The sequence below is a fragment of the Streptomyces sp. NPDC036984 genome (assembly GCF_055607665.1).
Window position 1 is genome coordinate 155,875 of the sequence record NZ_JBVJRL010000006.1, and the last position, 14,781, is coordinate 170,655.

Below are 14,781 nucleotides of genomic sequence, written 5' to 3' on the forward strand. Positions count from 1 at the left end.
ATGCCGCCGCCGCGTCTCCCGGGGCGTGACTACTTCGCGTCGGAGTCGCCGTCGGTCTTCTTCGGCTCGTCCTCCGCCTTGGCCTCGGCGGCACCGGCCGCGTCGGCGTCCCCGGCGGCGTCCTTCTTGCCGAGGTCGATCTTGTCGTCGGAGGCGGCGGCAGCGGCGGATCCGTCGGTCTCGTCGGTCCCGGTGAGGGAGGAGGCGTCGTCCGGGACGACGTCGGCGTCGGACTTCAGGTCGTGCTCGATGCCGTGGACGATGCGGTTGTACTCGTCGTCCGTGAGGACGGCGCCGATGGCGTTCTTGGCGAAGAGGAGGTCGACGCCCGGTCCGGCGTCGAGGAGGACCGTGTCCTCATTGACCTCCTTGACCGTCGCGTACATCCCCCCGATCGTGCGGACACCGGAGCCGGGCTGCATCTCGTTCCGCATCTGGGCAGCCTGCTGCTGCTTCTTCTTGGCCGAGCGCGTCATCAGGAACATGGCCGCGATGAGCACGATGAAGGGGAGAAGGGTATAGGCATTCACGGGACGGGGTTTCCTTCGCGCGACCGCGACGGAGAGCGGCCTTTGTGATGGGGGTGTGGTCGGCGCCACCCGCAAGGGCGGCATCGGCGGAGTCTAAGCGAGTCCGCTCGCATGGAACAACGCTCAGCATGGCACCTGGGTTCCTGCCCTGGCCATCGCCCTCACCGAGCGGCGGCCATCACGCCCCGAACAGGTCCTGTTGTCCGTTTCCCCCGGCTGCCGAGCGCGGCGGGGTGAGGCCGAGATGGGCCCATGCCGCGGGGGTTGCGACCCGGCCGCGCGGGGTGCGGGCGAGCAGGCCCTCCCGGACCAGGAAGGGTTCGGCGACCTCCTCCACGGTCTCCCGCTCCTCCCCCACCGCGACGGCGAGGGTGGACAGGCCGACCGGTCCGCCGCCGAACAGCTTCAGCAGCGCTTGCAGGACCGCGCGGTCGAGCCGGTCGAGGCCGCGCGTGTCGACCTCGTAGACGGCGAGGGCGGCGGCGGCGATCTCGCGGGTGATCAGCCCGTCGGCCTTGACCTGCGCGTAGTCCCGGACGCGGCGCAGCAGGCGGTTGGCGATACGGGGCGTGCCGCGGGAGCGGCCGGCGATCTCGGCGGCGCCGTCCGGCTCGATCTCGACGTCCAGCAGGTGCGCCGAGCGGTGGACGACGCGCTCCAGCTCGTGCGGTTCGTAGAACTCCATGTGCGCGGTGAAGCCGAAGCGGTCGCGCAGCGGCGGGGGCAGCAGGCCCGCGCGAGTGGTGGCGCCGACCAGGGTGAACGGCGGCAGCTCCAGCGGGATCGCGGTGGCGCCGGGGCCCTTGCCGACGATGACGTCGACGCGGAAGTCCTCCATCGCCATGTACAGCATCTCCTCGGCGGGCCGGGACATGCGGTGGATCTCGTCCAGGAAGAGCACCTCGCCCTCCTGGAGCGAGGAGAGGATCGCGGCGAGGTCGCCGGCGTGCTGGATGGCCGGGCCCGAGGTGATGCGGATCGGGGCGCCCATCTCGGCCGCGATGATCATCGACAAGGTGGTCTTGCCGAGGCCGGGCGCGCCGGAGAGCAGCACATGGTCGGCGGTGGCGCCACGCGCGCGGGCGGCGCGCAGGACGAGGTCGAGCTGTTCGCGGACCTTCTCCTGGCCGATGAACTCACCGAGGTCCTTGGGGCGCAGGGCGGCCTCGACGGCCTGGTCCTCCCCGTCGGCGGACGCACCGACGAGCCGCTCGGGAGCGGGGGTGTCGGTCGTGTCGTCCCAGTTCACGAGGTTCTCCTAGCGGGGTGGCGCAGGTCAGCGGGCGCGGTTCAGGGTCTGGAGGGCGGCCTTCAGCAGCTGCCCCACCTGGGGGGTGCCGTCGACGGCCTCGGCCTGCGGCGCCACGGCGGTCACGGCCTCGTCGGCCTCCCGGGTGGCGTAGCCGAGGCCGATGAGGGCCGCGTGCAGCTGGTCGCGCCAGCCCTGGCTGACGGGCGCGCCGACGGCCGGGGCGCCGACGGGCTCGCCGAGCCGGTCCTTCAGCTCCAGCAGGAGTTTCTGGGCGCCCTTCTTGCCGATGCCGGGCACGGCGGTGAGGGCCTTCTCGTCGCCGGTGGCGACCGCCCGGCGCAGCGCGTCCGGGGTGTGCACGGCGAGCATCGCCTGCGCCAGGCGCGGGCCGACGCCGCTCGCGGTCTGGAGCAGCTCGAAGACCTGGCGTTCGTCGTCGTCGGCGAAGCCGTACAGGGTGAGCGAGTCCTCGCGGACCACGAGGGAGGTGTGCAGCTTGGCCGGCTGGCCGATGCGCAGCGCCGACAGGGTGTTCGGCGTGCACTGGACGGCCATGCCGACGCCGCCGACCTCGACGACCGCTGCGTCGGGGGCGAGCGCGGCGACCGTGCCGCTGACGAAGGCGATCATGCCGTACGGCCTTTCGTTGCGTGGGCTGTGTGCCGGGCGACTGCCTGCTGGAGCCGGTTCTGGGCGGGGGCGCGCCAGATGTGGCAGATGGCGAGCGCGAGGGCGTCGGCCGCGTCGGCGGGCTTGGGCGGCGCGGCGAGCCGGAGCAGCCGGGTCACCATCGCTCCGACCTGCGCCTTGTCGGCGCGGCCGCTGCCGGTGATGGCGGCCTTGACCTCGCTGGGGGTGTGCAGGGCGACGGGGATGCCGCGCCGGGCGGCGCACAGCATGGCGACGGCGCTGGCCTGGGCGGTGCCCATGACCGTGCGCACGTTGTGCTGGCTGAAGACGCGTTCGACGGCGACGAACTCGGGCCGGTGCTCGTCCAGCCACTGCTCGATGCCCTGTTCCACGGCGAGCAGCCGGTGGCTCAGCTCGGCGTCCACCGGGGTGCGGACGACGCCGACGCCGACCATGGTGAGCGGCCGGCCCGCGACTCCCTCGACGACGCCGATACCGCACCGGGTCAGCCCTGGGTCCACCCCCAGTACGCGCACGCGCCCCTCCCCTCCATGGCGGCTGAACCGCCGCCGCTCTCGCGGACCTGGCTGATCACCGCCGTGGTTCCTCGATCGACGGTGCGGTCCGTGGGCATTGATCCACGGCCGACGCCAGGCTAACGGCTGCCACTGACAACGACGGCGGGCCGGTGGGACGTGTCCCACCGGCCCGCCGTCATTCCGCTTGCCCGCGGAGCGTCAGGCGTCGACCTTCTCCATGATCTCGTCGCTCACGTCGAAGTTGGCGAAGACGTTCTGCACGTCGTCGCTGTCCTCGAGCGCGTCGATGAGCTTGAAGATCTTCTTGGCGCCCTCCTCGTCCAGCTCGACCTGCATGGTCGGGACGAAGTTGGCCTCGGCGGACTCGTAGTCGATGCCGGCGTCCTGGAGGGCGGTGCGGACGGCGACGAGGTCGGTCGGCTCGCTGAGCACCTCGAAGTTCTCGCCGAGGTCGTTGACCTCTTCGGCGCCGGCGTCCAGGACGGCACCGAGCACGTCGTCCTCGGTCAGCTCGCCCTTGGGGACGATCACGACGCCCTTGCGGTTGAACAGGTACGACACCGAGCCCGGGTCGGCCATGTTGCCGCCGTTGCGGGTCATGGCGACGCGGACCTCGGAGGCGGCGCGGTTGCGGTTGTCGGTGAGACACTCGATGAGCACCGCGACGCCGTTCGGGCCGTAGCCCTCGTACATGATCGTCTCGTAGTCGGCGCCGCCGGCCTCCAGGCCCGCGCCGCGCTTGACCGCCGAGTCGATGTTCTTGTTCGGGACCGACGACTTCTTCGCCTTCTGGATGGCGTCGTACAGCGTCGGGTTGCCGTCCGGGTCGGCACCACCCATCCGGGCCGCGACCTCGATGTTCTTGATCAGCTTCGCGAAGAGCTTGCCGCGCTTGGCGTCGATCACGGCCTTCTTGTGCTTCGTCGTGGCCCATTTAGAGTGGCCGGACATCTGCCTGTCTCCTTCGCGTAACCCATCCTGTACGAACTCCCCCAGGCCTGAACGGCTGGGGGGACCCCCAGAGATCCTACAAGGACTCCGGTGCCCGGTTCGCGCGCACCATGTCGACGAACAGCGCGTGCACGCGGTGGTCGCCGGTCAGTTCGGGGTGGAAGGAGGTGGCGAGCGCGTTGCCCTGGCGGACGGCGACGATGTGGCCGTCGTGCTCGGCGAGCACCTCGGCTCCGGCGCCCACGGACTCCACCCAGGGAGCGCGGATGAAGACGCCCTCCACGGGATCGCCCGGGATGCCCTGCACGTCGAGCGCGGCCTCGAACGACTCGTTCTGCCGCCCGAAGGCGTTGCGGCGCACGATCATGTCGATGCCGCCGATGGTCTCCTGGCCCGAGCGCGGGTCGAGGATCTTGTCGGCGAGCATGATCATGCCGGCGCAGGTGCCGTAGACGGGCATGCCGTCCCGCACGCGCGCGCGGAGGGGCTCCATCAGACCGAACAGGACGGCCAGCTTGGAGATGGTGGTGGACTCGCCGCCGGGCAGGACGAGGCCGTCGACCTCGGCGAGTTCCTCGGGGCGCCGCACCGGCCTGGCCACGGCGTCGGCCGCGGCCAGGGCGATGAGGTGCTCCCGTACGTCGCCCTGGAGGGCCAGGACGCCTATGACAGGAGTGTTCATGAAGTCAGTACCTGGTTTTCCGTACTCGGGTGGCGGTACCGGGTGTCCGTAGCCGGTGATTACCAGCCGCGGTTCGCGTAGCGCTCGGTCTCGGGGAGGGTGTCGCAGTTGATGCCGACCATGGCCTCGCCGAGGTTGCGGGACGCGTCCGCGATGATCTTCGGGTCGTCGTAGAAGGTGGTGGCCTTCACGATCGCGGCGGCGCGCTTGGCCGGGTCGCCGGACTTGAAGATGCCGGAGCCGACGAAGACGCCCTCGGCGCCGAGCTGACGCATCAGGGCGGCGTCGGCCGGGGTGGCCACGCCACCGGCGGAGAAGAGGACCACCGGGAGCTTGCCCAGCTCGGCGACCTCCTTGACCAGCTCGTACGGGGCGCGCAGCTCCTTGGCGGCGGCGTACAGCTCGTGGTTGTCGAAGCCACGCAGCTTGGCGATCTCGTTCTTGATCTGGCGCAGGTGACGGACGGCCTCGACCACGTTGCCGGTGCCGGCCTCGCCCTTGGAGCGGATCATCGCGGCGCCCTCGGCGATGCGGCGCAGGGCCTCGCCCAGGTTGGTCGCACCACAGACGAAGGGGGTGGTGAAGGACCACTTGTCGGAGTGGTTGACCTCGTCGGCCGGGGTGAGCACCTCGGACTCGTCGATGTAGTCGACGCCGAGGGACTGGAGCACCTGGGCCTCGACGAAGTGGCCGATGCGGGACTTGGCCATGACCGGGATCGAGACGGCGTCGATGATGCCCTCGATCATGTCCGGGTCGGACATGCGGGCCACGCCGCCGTCCTTGCGGATGTCGGCCGGGACCCGCTCCAGGGCCATGACGGCGACGGCGCCCGCGTCCTCGGCGATCTTCGCCTGCTCCGGCGTGACGACGTCCATGATCACGCCGCCCTTGAGCTGCTCGGCCATGCCGCGCTTCACGCGGGCGGTGCCGGTCTCGGGAGCCTGGTTCTCAATGGTGGACACGGGTGACCTCACTGAAGTGAAAGAGGGTTTCTGCTTCGACGAGGAAACGCGAGTGGACCAGGCCACAGCAAGGGCCAATGGCAAGCCGGTGGATCCTTTTGGTCCACGTGGGGTTCAGCCGACCCGCTCCACCAGGGCCGCGGGCGGCTCGTCGTCCATCTCGAAGGCCAGCGGGAAGGGGGCGTGGCCGGCCAGCCGGAACCAGCGGACCTTGCGGTGCTCGCGGAGCCTGCGGGCGGCGCCCACGGTGTCGTTGTGGAAGCGGCGGGCCATCGGCACCCGGCGGACGGCCTCGGCCAGCTCACGCGTCGCCTCCTCGCCGCCGGGGGCCTCCCGGACGGCCTCCACCTGCGCCGGGTCCTCGAAGACCGCCCGCAGCGCCTGGCTCAGCTCGCTCTCGGCGACCTCCCGGTGCTCCTCCTCGGCCTGCCGGGCCGCGTGCGCGGCCTCGTACAGCACGATCGAGGCGGCCGGGTCCAGCACGCCCGAGGTCGCCAGTTCCTGGGTCACGGAGGCCCGCCGCAGCAGCTGGGCGTCGAGCGCGGCCCGGGCGGCGTCCATCCGCACGTGCAGCCGGTCCAGCCGCCCGGCCGTCCAGCTCAGGTACACGCCGATGGCGAGGAGTGCGACGAGGATCCAGATGAGGGTTGCGGTCACGGCCGAAGGCTATCGGCTGGTCCCGCACGCTCCCCGCGTCAGCCCCGGGCCGACCCGCACGCTCCCCGCGTCAGCCCCGGGCCGACCCGCACGCTCCCCGCGTCAGCCCCGGGCCGACCCGCACGCTCCCCGACGTCAGTCCCGGGCCAGCCCGAACCGCGCCCGCAGCCCCGTGCTGCGCTCGTCCGCGCCGACCGCCGCCGCGCCGGCGGTGACCGTCTCGTAGACGGACAGGATGTCCGCGCCGACCGTCGACCAGTCGAACCGCCGTACATGCGCGCTGCCGCGCTCGCGCAGCTCCGTCCGGCGGGCCGGGTCCGCCAGCAGCCGTACGGCCGCCTCGGCGAGCGCGTCGGCGTCCTCGTTGGCGAACACCTCGCCGGCCTCGCCCTGGTCGAGGACCTGCACGAAGGCGTCCAGGTCGGAGGCGAGGACGGGCGCGCCCGCCGACATCGCCTCGACCAGGATGATGCCGAAGCTCTCGCCGCCGGTGTTGGGGGCGACGTACAGGTCGACGCTGCGCAGGAAGCGCGCCTTGTCCTCGTCGCTGATCATGCCGAGGAACTCCACGCGGGCGCGCAGCTCCTTCGGCAGGTCCGCCACGGCCGCTTCCTCGTCGCCCCGGCCCGCCACCAGCAGACGGGTCTGCGGGCGGGCCGCCAGGATCTTCGGCAGGGCCTTCATGAGGACGGGCAGGCCCTTGCGGGGCTCGTCGATACGGCCGATGAAGCCGATCGTCTCGCCCTGCCACTCCGCCTTGGGCTCGGCCGTGGCGAAGAAGTCCACGTCGACGCCGTTGGGGATCACGACCGCGTCCCCGCCCAGGTGCTCGACCAGCGTGCGGCGGGCGTACTCGCTGACCGCGATCCGCGCGCTGATCTTCTCCAGGGCGGCCTGCAGGATCGCGTACGCGGCGATCATCGCGCGCGAACGCGGGTTGGACGTGTGGAAGGTGGCGACGATGGGGCCCTGTGCCGCCCAGCAGGTCAGCAGGCCCAGCGAGGGCGAGGTCGGCTCGTGGATGTGCACCACGTCGAAGGCGCCGTCGTGCAGCCAGCGGCGCACCCGCGCGGCGGACAGGAACCCGAAGTTCAGCCGGGCCACCGAGCCGTTGTACGGCACCGGGACCGCACGGCCGGCCGAGACGACGTACGGCGGCAGGGGCGTGTCGTCGTCGGCGGGGGCGAGGACGGACACCTCGTGGCCGAGCCGGATGAAGTACTCGGCGAGGTCGCGGATGTGGAACTGGACGCCACCGGGCACGTCCCAGGAGTACGGGCAGACGATCCCGATTCTCACGAGGGTCCCTTCGCGGGGTCGAGGTCGGCGAGCCACAGCCGCTGGAGCATGTGCCAGTCCTCCGGATGATCGGCGATGCCGGTGGCGAAGGCGTCGGCCAGCGCCTGTGTCATGACAGACGTCTTCTCGGCCCGGGTGCCTGACTCCGGTACCTCGATCGGGGGGTGGACGCGGCCCTTCATGACGGGCGAGTCGTCGTACCAGAGGGTGACGGGCAGCAGCAGGGCGCCGGTCTGCTGGGCGAGCAGGGCCGGTCCGGCCGGCATGCGGGCCGTCTCGCCGAAGAAGTCGACCTGGACGCCGGAGGCGGACAGGTCACGGTCGGCGACCAGGCAGACCAGGCCGCCGTCGCGCAGCCTGCGGGCCAGGGTGCCGAACGCGGAGCCGCCGCTGTGCGGCAGGACCTCCATGCCGAGGCCCTCCCGGTAGGCGACGAAGCGGTCGTAGAGCGTCTCGGGCTTCAGGCGCTCGGCGACCGTCGTGAACGGCGTCTCCAGCTTGGTGGTGACCCACGCTCCGGCCAGGTCCCAGTTGGCCAGGTGCGGCAGGGCGAGGATCACGCCCCGGCCGGAGGCGAGGCCGTCGGTGAGGAAGTGGAGGTCCTTGGCTTCGAAGCCCGCCCGCACCCGCTCGGCGCTCCAGGCCGGGAGCCGGAAGGATTCCATCCAGTAGCGCAGGTACGAGCGCATGCCCGCGCGGGAGAGCTCGGCGAGGCGCTCGGGGCCGGCGTCGGGCACCACGCGCGCGTAGTTCGCCTCCAGCCGCTGGACGCCCTTGCCTCGCTGCTTCCAGGCGAGGTCGGCGATGGCGCGGCCGAGGCGGACCGCGACGGGTTCGGGGAGCTTCTTCACGGTGCTCCAGCCGAGGCCGTACAGCGTGTCGCTCAGCCGTTCCGCGGCGCTCACTTCGCCGCCTCGCTCCCCTGGGCCGCATCCTCCCGGCCTGCTGCCGCCTCGGCCTCCGCGGACTCGCGGCGGACGGTGACGACCCGCTGGATCAGCGTGACGAGGCTGCCCACGGCGACGATCCACAGCGCGATCGGCAGCAGCCACTGGATACCCGGTACGCCGAACTTGTGCAGACCCGCGAAACCTGCCGCGACCAGCGAGATCACCAGCCGCTCGGCGCGCTCGACGAGCCCGTTGACGGCGACCGGCAGCCCGATCGACTCGCCGCGCGCCTTGGTGTACGACACCACCTGGCCGCTGGCCAGGCAGAAGATCGACACCGCGCACAGGGCGTCGTTGTGCCCCTGGCCCGCGTACCAGAGCGCGAAGCCGCCGAAGATCGCGCCGTCGGCGACCCGGTCCAGGGTGGAGTCCAGGAATGCGCCCCAGCGGCTGGAGCGGCCCATCTGGCGGGCCATGTTGCCGTCGACCAGGTCGGAGAAGACGAACAAGGTGATCACGATCGTGCCCCAGAAGAATTCACCCCGGGGGTAGAAGACCAGCGCGCCCGCGACCACACCGGCCGTGCCGATGAGCGTGACCGTGTCGGGGCTCACGCCCCGGCGGATGAGAAACGCGGCGAACGGCGTGAGGACACGCGTGAAGAATGCACGCGCGTACTTGTTCAGCATGGCCTTCCCGACGGTTGTGTGCCGCGGCCCCTGGTGACCGCCGGCTGGCCCATCGTAGCCACGCGCGCGTGTGCGTGACGGGCGGGCACCCGCAGCTCGTGGCGCGAAGCCGGTGCACGCCGCCGCGCACGGAGCGTGAGGGGAGCGATCGGTACCGGTCCGTACCCTTCGTGGTCCTTCGTATGGACGCCACGTGACGGGAGTGGAAAGCTCGAATAACCGCGGGCGTCGCCGGAGCCGCCAGTGCACGCGGATCCCGCGTGTCCGCGCCCACAGTGACCTCACCGTGCACGGGAGGCAGGATCATGGGCGACAAGGCACAGACACACCACCCCGGAGCCGCCGGCAGGGCTCTGTCGGCCGACCACCCCGCGTCCGTACGGAACGTGGTGCTGGTCGGCCACTCCGGCTCGGGAAAGACGACTCTGGTGGAGGCCCTCGCGCTGACCGCGGGGGCGGTGAACCGGGCGGGCCGCAAGGAGGACGGCAGCACCGTCTCGGACTACGACGACATCGAGCACCGGCAGCAGCGCTCCGTACAGCTGTCCCTGGCGCCGGTCGAATGGGACGGCATCAAGATCAACCTGCTGGACACGCCCGGCTACGCCGACTTCGTCGGGGAGCTGCGGGCCGGTCTGCGCGCGGCCGACGCGGCCCTGTTCGTCGTCTCGGCCTCGGACGGCGTGGACGGCTCGACCCGGATGGTGTGGGAGGAGTGCGCGGCCGTCGGCATGCCCCGGGCGATCGTGATCACGCACCTGGAGTCCGCGCGCGCCGACTTCGAGGAGATGACCCGGATCTGCGCGGAGGCCTTCGGCGGGGACGACCCCGACGCCGTCCTGCCGCTGTACCTGCCGCTGCGCGGGCCCGAGGGCCCCGACGGGCACGCGCCCGTGACCGGGCTGATCGGGCTGCTGACGCAGAAGCTCTTCGACTACTCGACCGGGGAGCGCAAGGAGTCCGAGCCCGGCGAGGACCAGCTGCCGGACATCGAGGAGGCCCGCAACCGGCTCATCGAGGGGATCATCTCGGAGAGCGAGGACGAGACCCTCATGGACCGCTATCTGGGCGGCGAGCAGGTCGATCTCAAGACGCTCGTCGAGGACCTGGAGCGGGCCGTGGCGCGCGGGGCGTTCTTCCCGGTGCTGGCCGCCGCCCCCGCCGCCGAGGGCGCCAAACAGGGGCTCGGCACGGTCGAGCTGCTGGAGCTGATCACCGGTGGGTTCCCGACCCCGTTCGAGCACCCGCTGCCCGGGGTGACCACCATCGACGGCAAGCCCCGGGAGCTGAAGCCGTGCGACACCGCCGGCCCGCTGGTCGCCGAGGTCGTCAAGACCTCCTCCGACCCCTACGTCGGCCGGATCTCGCTGGTCCGCGTCTTCTCCGGCACCCTGCGCCCGGACCAGACGGTGCATGTCTCCGGGCACGGCCTCGCCGACCGCGGGCACGAGGACCACGACGTCGACGAGAAGATCGGTGCCCTGTCCATGCCGTTCGGCAAGCAGCAGCGCCCGGCGACCCACGCCGTCGCCGGCGACCTGGTGTGCGTGGCCAAGCTGAGCCGCGCCGAGACCGGCGACACCCTCTCCGCCAAGGACGATCCGCTCCTGATGGAGCCCTGGCAGATGCCCGACCCGCTGCTGCCCCTCGCCATCCACGCGCACAGCAAGGCCGACGAGGACAAGCTGTCGCAGGGGCTGGCCCGGCTGGTGGCCGAGGACCCGACGATGCGCCTGGAGCAGAACCAGGACACCCACCAGGTGGTCCTGTGGTGTCTGGGCGAGGCCCACGCGGACGTCGCCCTGGAGCGGCTGCGCAGCCGCTACGGCGTCCAGGTCGACGTGGTCCCGCACAAGGTCTCCCTGCGGGAGACGTTCGCGACCAAGGCCGGCGGGCGCGGCCGGCACGTCAAGCAGTCCGGCGGTCACGGCCAGTACGCCATCTGCGAGATCGAGGTGGAGCCGCTGCCGGGCGGCTCGGGCATCGAGTTCGTGGACAAGGTGGTCGGCGGCGCGGTGCCCCGCCAGTTCATCCCGTCCGTCGAGAAGGGGGTACGGGCGCAGGCCGCCAAGGGGGTCGCCGCCGGCTATCCCCTGGTGGACGTGCGGGTCACGCTGGTGGACGGCAAGGCGCACTCGGTGGACTCCTCCGACGCCGCCTTCCAGACGGCGGGCGCGCTCGCGCTGCGCGAGGCCGCGGCGGACGCGCGGATCCATCTGCTGGAGCCGGTCGCCGAGGTGACCGTGCTGGTCGGCGACGACTACGTGGGCGCCGTGATGAGCGACCTGTCCGGGCGCCGCGGCCGGCTGCTCGGCACCGAACAGGTGGGTACGGGACGGACGTTGATCCGTGCCGAGGTGCCCGAGTTCGAGATCGGCCGGTACGCCGTCGACCTGCGCTCGCTCTCGCACGGCACGGCCCGCTTCGACCGGAGCTACGCCCGGCACGAGCCGATGCCGCCGCAGATCGCCGAACGGATCCGTGAACAGGCCGGGGACGAGGGGTAGTACGACGGGTACCGGCCCGGCGCGCGGGCGGGCGGCTTCGGCCGTCCGCCCGCGGGCTGTCGGTGCCGGCGGATACGCTGATCACCTGATCACGTCGTGCCGCAGTCGTCCGGAATCGGCACGGCGAGCGGTCCAACAGGTGTGCGGGGCAGGGAAGTCGGGAAGGCCGCAGGAACGGCACCGGCGGCGATGGGGGCGGGAATGTCGTTTGGAACGGAGTGGGACGGGCCGCAGGTGCCCGTCTCGGGCGACGAGGGGCAGGCTGCGACCTCCGCGCTGGCGTCCGCCGCGTACCGGGACAGCCCGATCGAGGAGATCAAGAAGGCCGACAACGAGTGGCACCAGTCGACCGTCAAGGCCGGCAGGCTCAAGCTGTTCCGGCCCAATCTCGGGGAGGCGTTCTCCCGGGCCGTGGTCGACCGGATGCTCGCCCCCGGCCGCGCCGCGCTGATCCAGTCCTTCGGCACCGAGCCCCAGTTCGTCGTGGAGCACTGCCTGGCGGCGAACAACATCCGCCGGGAGCGTGACAACCGCCTGACCGCCATCACCGTCGTCTGCGGCCTGCTCTTCCTGCCCGGCATGCTGGTCTGGCTGCTCGTCTTCCAGCTGCGCACCTTCGTCGCCAAGCGCGACGACAAGCGGGCCGGGACGCTGGCCACCGCGCTCCTGCTGGGCGTCGGCCTGCTCGCCGCACTGTTCCTGATCAAAATGCCGTTCACCGGCTTCTGGGCGTTGTACGGCCGGGCGGCCGTCGTCGTCCCCGTGCTCGGCTGGTTCTGGGCGAAGCAGATCTGCGAGCGCACCGCGAAGGACCTGCGGGCCCGCTGGGACGGCCTGCTCTCCGGCACCAGCGTCGGCGCCAAGGTCCCCGAGGCCGTGCCGCGGGGCCCCGGTCAGACCGCCGCCGAGGACCTGCGGCTGTCCCTGGCCCGGCTCAGCGCCGAACAGCAGTCCAACTCCGTCTTCTACGCTGGTCCCAAGGGCATACTCGGCATGGGCACCCGCTGGGGCGCCTGGCAGCTCGCCGAGGACCTGGTGCCCGCCGACGCCGGCCGGGAGATCCACCCCTTCCGCAGCTGGGACGTCATACGCGCGATCCACGACCAGCTGGCCCTGCTGGAGCGCGGCCCGCTCCACACCGGCGGCTTCCCCAAGCCGTCGATACGGCACTGGATCGTCACCCCGATCGGCGAGAAGGCCACCGCCGTGACCCGGCCCGAGGGCACCGACGTCGAAGCCTTCCAGGTCAAGCCGCACGCCATACAGGACATCTGCAACAAGCAGCAGTTCGGCAGCGGCGACCGGCACTACCTGGGCGTGCAGTGGACGCTGTGGGACGGCCAGCTGGTCATCACCATGCTGATCACTGTGACCGTGCTGCACGAGACCCTGCGCATCGAGGTCACCGGGCACGCGCTGGGACCGGTGAACCCGCTGTTCACCACGAAGCCGGCGGCGCCGACCAAGGAGGTCGCCAAGTCCTTCAAGCCGTGGGAGAACCGCACGATCAAGCTGCCGCTGGTCAGCACCGACGAGGTCGTACGGCTCGCCGTGCGCGCCCCGCTGACCTGGTACCCGCCGGCGCTCAAGTGGCTCGGCGGCTCGCTCGGGCTGCCCGAGCCGTTCGGCCTGCGGCACGCCTGGGCCGACCAGCCGTGGCGGCACCGGTTCATGGCCGACGACGCGCTGCGCGCGGCCACTCCGGTGCTGCGCGTGGTGCACTCGGCCGCGATCAGGGTGCTGCAGGAGAACGGGGTGGACACGGAGAAGTTCGGCGCCCGCTCGGCGTTCCTCAGCGGCAACGTCCAGGACCCGACGCCGCGGAAGGCCGACGTGTACGACGCGTGAGCGGTGCCCTCGGCCGAGGGCACCGCGGGATCTACGCCGGCCACGCCTCCGCGAGCATCTTCCGGGTATCGGCCAGCAGCTGCGGCAGCACCTTGGTATGGCCGACCACCGGCATGAAGTTCGTGTCGCCGCCCCAGCGGGGGACGATGTGCTGGTGCAGATGGGCGGCGATGCCGGCGCCCGCGACCCCGCCCTGGTTCATGCCGATGTTGAAGCCGTGCGCCCCGGACGCCGCGCGCAGGGCCGTCATCGCCTGCTTGGTCAGCTCCGCCAGCTCCGCGGTCTCCGGCCCGGTCAGATCCGTGTAGTCGGCCACGTGCCGGTAGGGCACGGTCATCAAATGGCCGCCGTTGTACGGGTAGAGGTTGAGGACCGCGTACACCTGCTCACCGCGCCGGACGATCAGCCCGTCCTCGTCGGACTTGGCCGGGATGGAGCAGAAGGGGCAGCCGTCGTCGGCCCCCGGACCGGTCGGCTTGTTCTCGCCCTGGATGTAGGCCATCCGGTGGGGCGTCCACAGGCGCTGGAACGCGTCCTGCGTCCCCACTCCGATCTGCTGCTCCGGCTCACTCGTCATGCTAGGCAGCATATGGCTTCGCCCGATACCGGCGTGTCGCCGGGGCTGCGGGAAGGCGGTCTCCGGCCAAGCTTGGCCGGTGGACGACGACAGCCGTACGGCACGCTGGGAGAGCGGGGTGGCCCTCCCGCTGGGTCTCGCCTCCCTGCTCTACCTCGCTTCCTACGCGGTGCGGGTCCTGGTACCCGGTCTGCCCGGCCGGTCCGCATCACGCTTCGGTCGGCACAGCTGCTCGCCTGGGTGCTGTTCGTGGTCGACTACCTGGTGCGCTGGCGGCTCAGCGGTACGGGGCTGCGGTTCGTGCCGCGGCACTGGCTGGACACGGTGGTCGTGCTGCCGCCGCTGATGCGGCCGGTGCGGATCGTGCGGACGTACGAGGCCGTGCAGCGCCGGCACGGTCGTCCCCGGCTGCCCCTCCACGCGCGCGTGATCGTGTACGCGGGTCTCTCGGCGGTGCTGCTGGGCTTCGCCGGCGCGCTCGTGGTGTACCAGCAGGAGCACGCGGCCCCGCACGCCACGATCCGGACGTTCGGCGACTCGGTGTGGTGGACCTGCTCGACCCTGGCGACGGTCGGATACGGCGATGTGGCGCCGGTGACGCCGTGGGGGCGGACCGTCGCCGTGGGTCTGATGGCCTGCGGTCTCGCCCTGCTCGGCGCGGTGACGGGGTCGTTCTCGTCGCTGCTGCTCCAGCGGTTCACCGGGGAGGGGGACGGGGAGGGCGTGCGTAGGCCCCCGGGACCGTGATCCCGGGGGCCTACGACA

14 protein-coding genes and 1 pseudogene are annotated in these 14,781 nt (G+C 71.7%); 3 read left to right on the plus strand and 12 right to left on the minus strand.

Translation table 11 applies throughout. The features are described from left to right. Positions 1 to 29 precede the first annotated feature (29 nt). The 11 genes from yajC to pgsA all read right to left on the minus strand — a co-directional run bounded on the left by yajC (position 30) and on the right by pgsA (position 9,084). Positions 30 to 530, minus strand: coding sequence for a preprotein translocase subunit YajC (gene yajC / locus ACZ7DL_RS14185; protein WP_470774276.1), 501 nt, complete (start codon positions 528 to 530; stop codon positions 30 to 32). A 178-nt stretch (positions 531 to 708) separates the two neighbouring features. Then, positions 709 to 1,779, minus strand: a complete 1,071-nt coding sequence (gene ruvB / locus ACZ7DL_RS14190; RefSeq protein ID WP_470774277.1) for a Holliday junction branch migration DNA helicase RuvB — start codon at positions 1,777 to 1,779, stop codon at positions 709 to 711. A gap of 27 nt (positions 1,780 to 1,806) precedes the next feature. Beyond that, positions 1,807 to 2,412, minus strand: coding sequence for a Holliday junction branch migration protein RuvA (gene ruvA / locus ACZ7DL_RS14195; RefSeq protein WP_470774278.1), 606 nt, complete (start codon positions 2,410 to 2,412; stop codon positions 1,807 to 1,809). Then, complete coding sequence (gene ruvC / locus ACZ7DL_RS14200; protein ID WP_470774280.1) at positions 2,409 to 2,948, minus strand: crossover junction endodeoxyribonuclease RuvC; 540 nt, start codon at positions 2,946 to 2,948, stop codon at positions 2,409 to 2,411. Before ruvC ends, ruvA begins: the two co-directional genes overlap by 4 nt. Before the next feature lie 201 nt (positions 2,949 to 3,149). After that, on the minus strand, positions 3,150 to 3,902 hold the full coding sequence (locus tag ACZ7DL_RS14205) for a YebC/PmpR family DNA-binding transcriptional regulator (protein WP_470774282.1): 753 nt from the start codon (positions 3,900 to 3,902) through the stop codon (positions 3,150 to 3,152). Between the two features lie 76 nt (positions 3,903 to 3,978). Then, a complete protein-coding gene (pdxT, locus tag ACZ7DL_RS14210) occupies positions 3,979 to 4,584 on the minus strand; it encodes a pyridoxal 5'-phosphate synthase glutaminase subunit PdxT (RefSeq protein WP_470774284.1) in 606 nt (201 codons plus the stop codon). Between the two features lie 59 nt (positions 4,585 to 4,643). After that, positions 4,644 to 5,549: a pyridoxal 5'-phosphate synthase lyase subunit PdxS gene (gene pdxS / locus ACZ7DL_RS14215; RefSeq protein WP_201840303.1), complete on the minus strand. Its 906-nt coding sequence runs from the start codon at positions 5,547 to 5,549 to the stop codon at positions 4,644 to 4,646. A 114-nt stretch (positions 5,550 to 5,663) separates the two neighbouring features. Continuing rightward, positions 5,664 to 6,206 carry a hypothetical protein gene (locus tag ACZ7DL_RS14220; RefSeq protein ID WP_470774286.1) on the minus strand — a complete coding sequence of 181 codons (543 nt, stop codon included), beginning with the start codon at positions 6,204 to 6,206 and terminating at the stop codon, positions 5,664 to 5,666. Positions 6,207 to 6,341: 135 nt separating this feature from the next. Next, positions 6,342 to 7,505, minus strand: a complete 1,164-nt coding sequence (locus tag ACZ7DL_RS14225; protein ID WP_470774287.1) for a glycosyltransferase family 4 protein — start codon at positions 7,503 to 7,505, stop codon at positions 6,342 to 6,344. Then, positions 7,502 to 8,410 (minus strand): phosphatidylinositol mannoside acyltransferase, encoded by a 909-nt coding sequence (locus ACZ7DL_RS14230; protein WP_470774289.1) that lies wholly within the window; start codon positions 8,408 to 8,410, stop codon positions 7,502 to 7,504. The genes ACZ7DL_RS14225 and ACZ7DL_RS14230 overlap by 4 nt, the downstream gene beginning before the upstream one ends. Further along, the gene (pgsA, locus tag ACZ7DL_RS14235; protein ID WP_470774290.1) at positions 8,407 to 9,084 is read right to left on the minus strand and encodes a phosphatidylinositol phosphate synthase; all 678 of its coding nucleotides are present in this window, start codon (positions 9,082 to 9,084) and stop codon (positions 8,407 to 8,409) included. Before pgsA ends, ACZ7DL_RS14230 begins: the two co-directional genes overlap by 4 nt. A 305-nt stretch (positions 9,085 to 9,389) precedes the next feature. Here pgsA and ACZ7DL_RS14240 point away from each other — a divergent pair, with 305 nt between their 5' ends. Next, positions 9,390 to 11,591, plus strand: coding sequence for an elongation factor G-like protein EF-G2 (locus ACZ7DL_RS14240; protein ID WP_470774291.1), 2,202 nt, complete (start codon positions 9,390 to 9,392; stop codon positions 11,589 to 11,591). A gap of 201 nt (positions 11,592 to 11,792) precedes the next feature. Further along, entirely contained in the window at positions 11,793 to 13,439 is a 1,647-nt protein-coding gene (locus tag ACZ7DL_RS14245) for a hypothetical protein (RefSeq protein ID WP_470774292.1), read from the plus strand. A 31-nt stretch (positions 13,440 to 13,470) separates the two neighbouring features. On the opposite strand, the gene ACZ7DL_RS14250 is transcribed toward ACZ7DL_RS14245, so the two are convergent. After that, positions 13,471 to 14,028, minus strand: coding sequence for an HIT family protein (locus ACZ7DL_RS14250; RefSeq protein WP_470774293.1), 558 nt, complete (start codon positions 14,026 to 14,028; stop codon positions 13,471 to 13,473). Between the two features lie 67 nt (positions 14,029 to 14,095). Between ACZ7DL_RS14250 and ACZ7DL_RS14255 the strand changes: the two are divergent. Beyond that, a pseudogene (locus ACZ7DL_RS14255) lies at positions 14,096 to 14,763 on the plus strand (potassium channel family protein). Positions 14,764 to 14,781 lie beyond the last annotated feature (18 nt).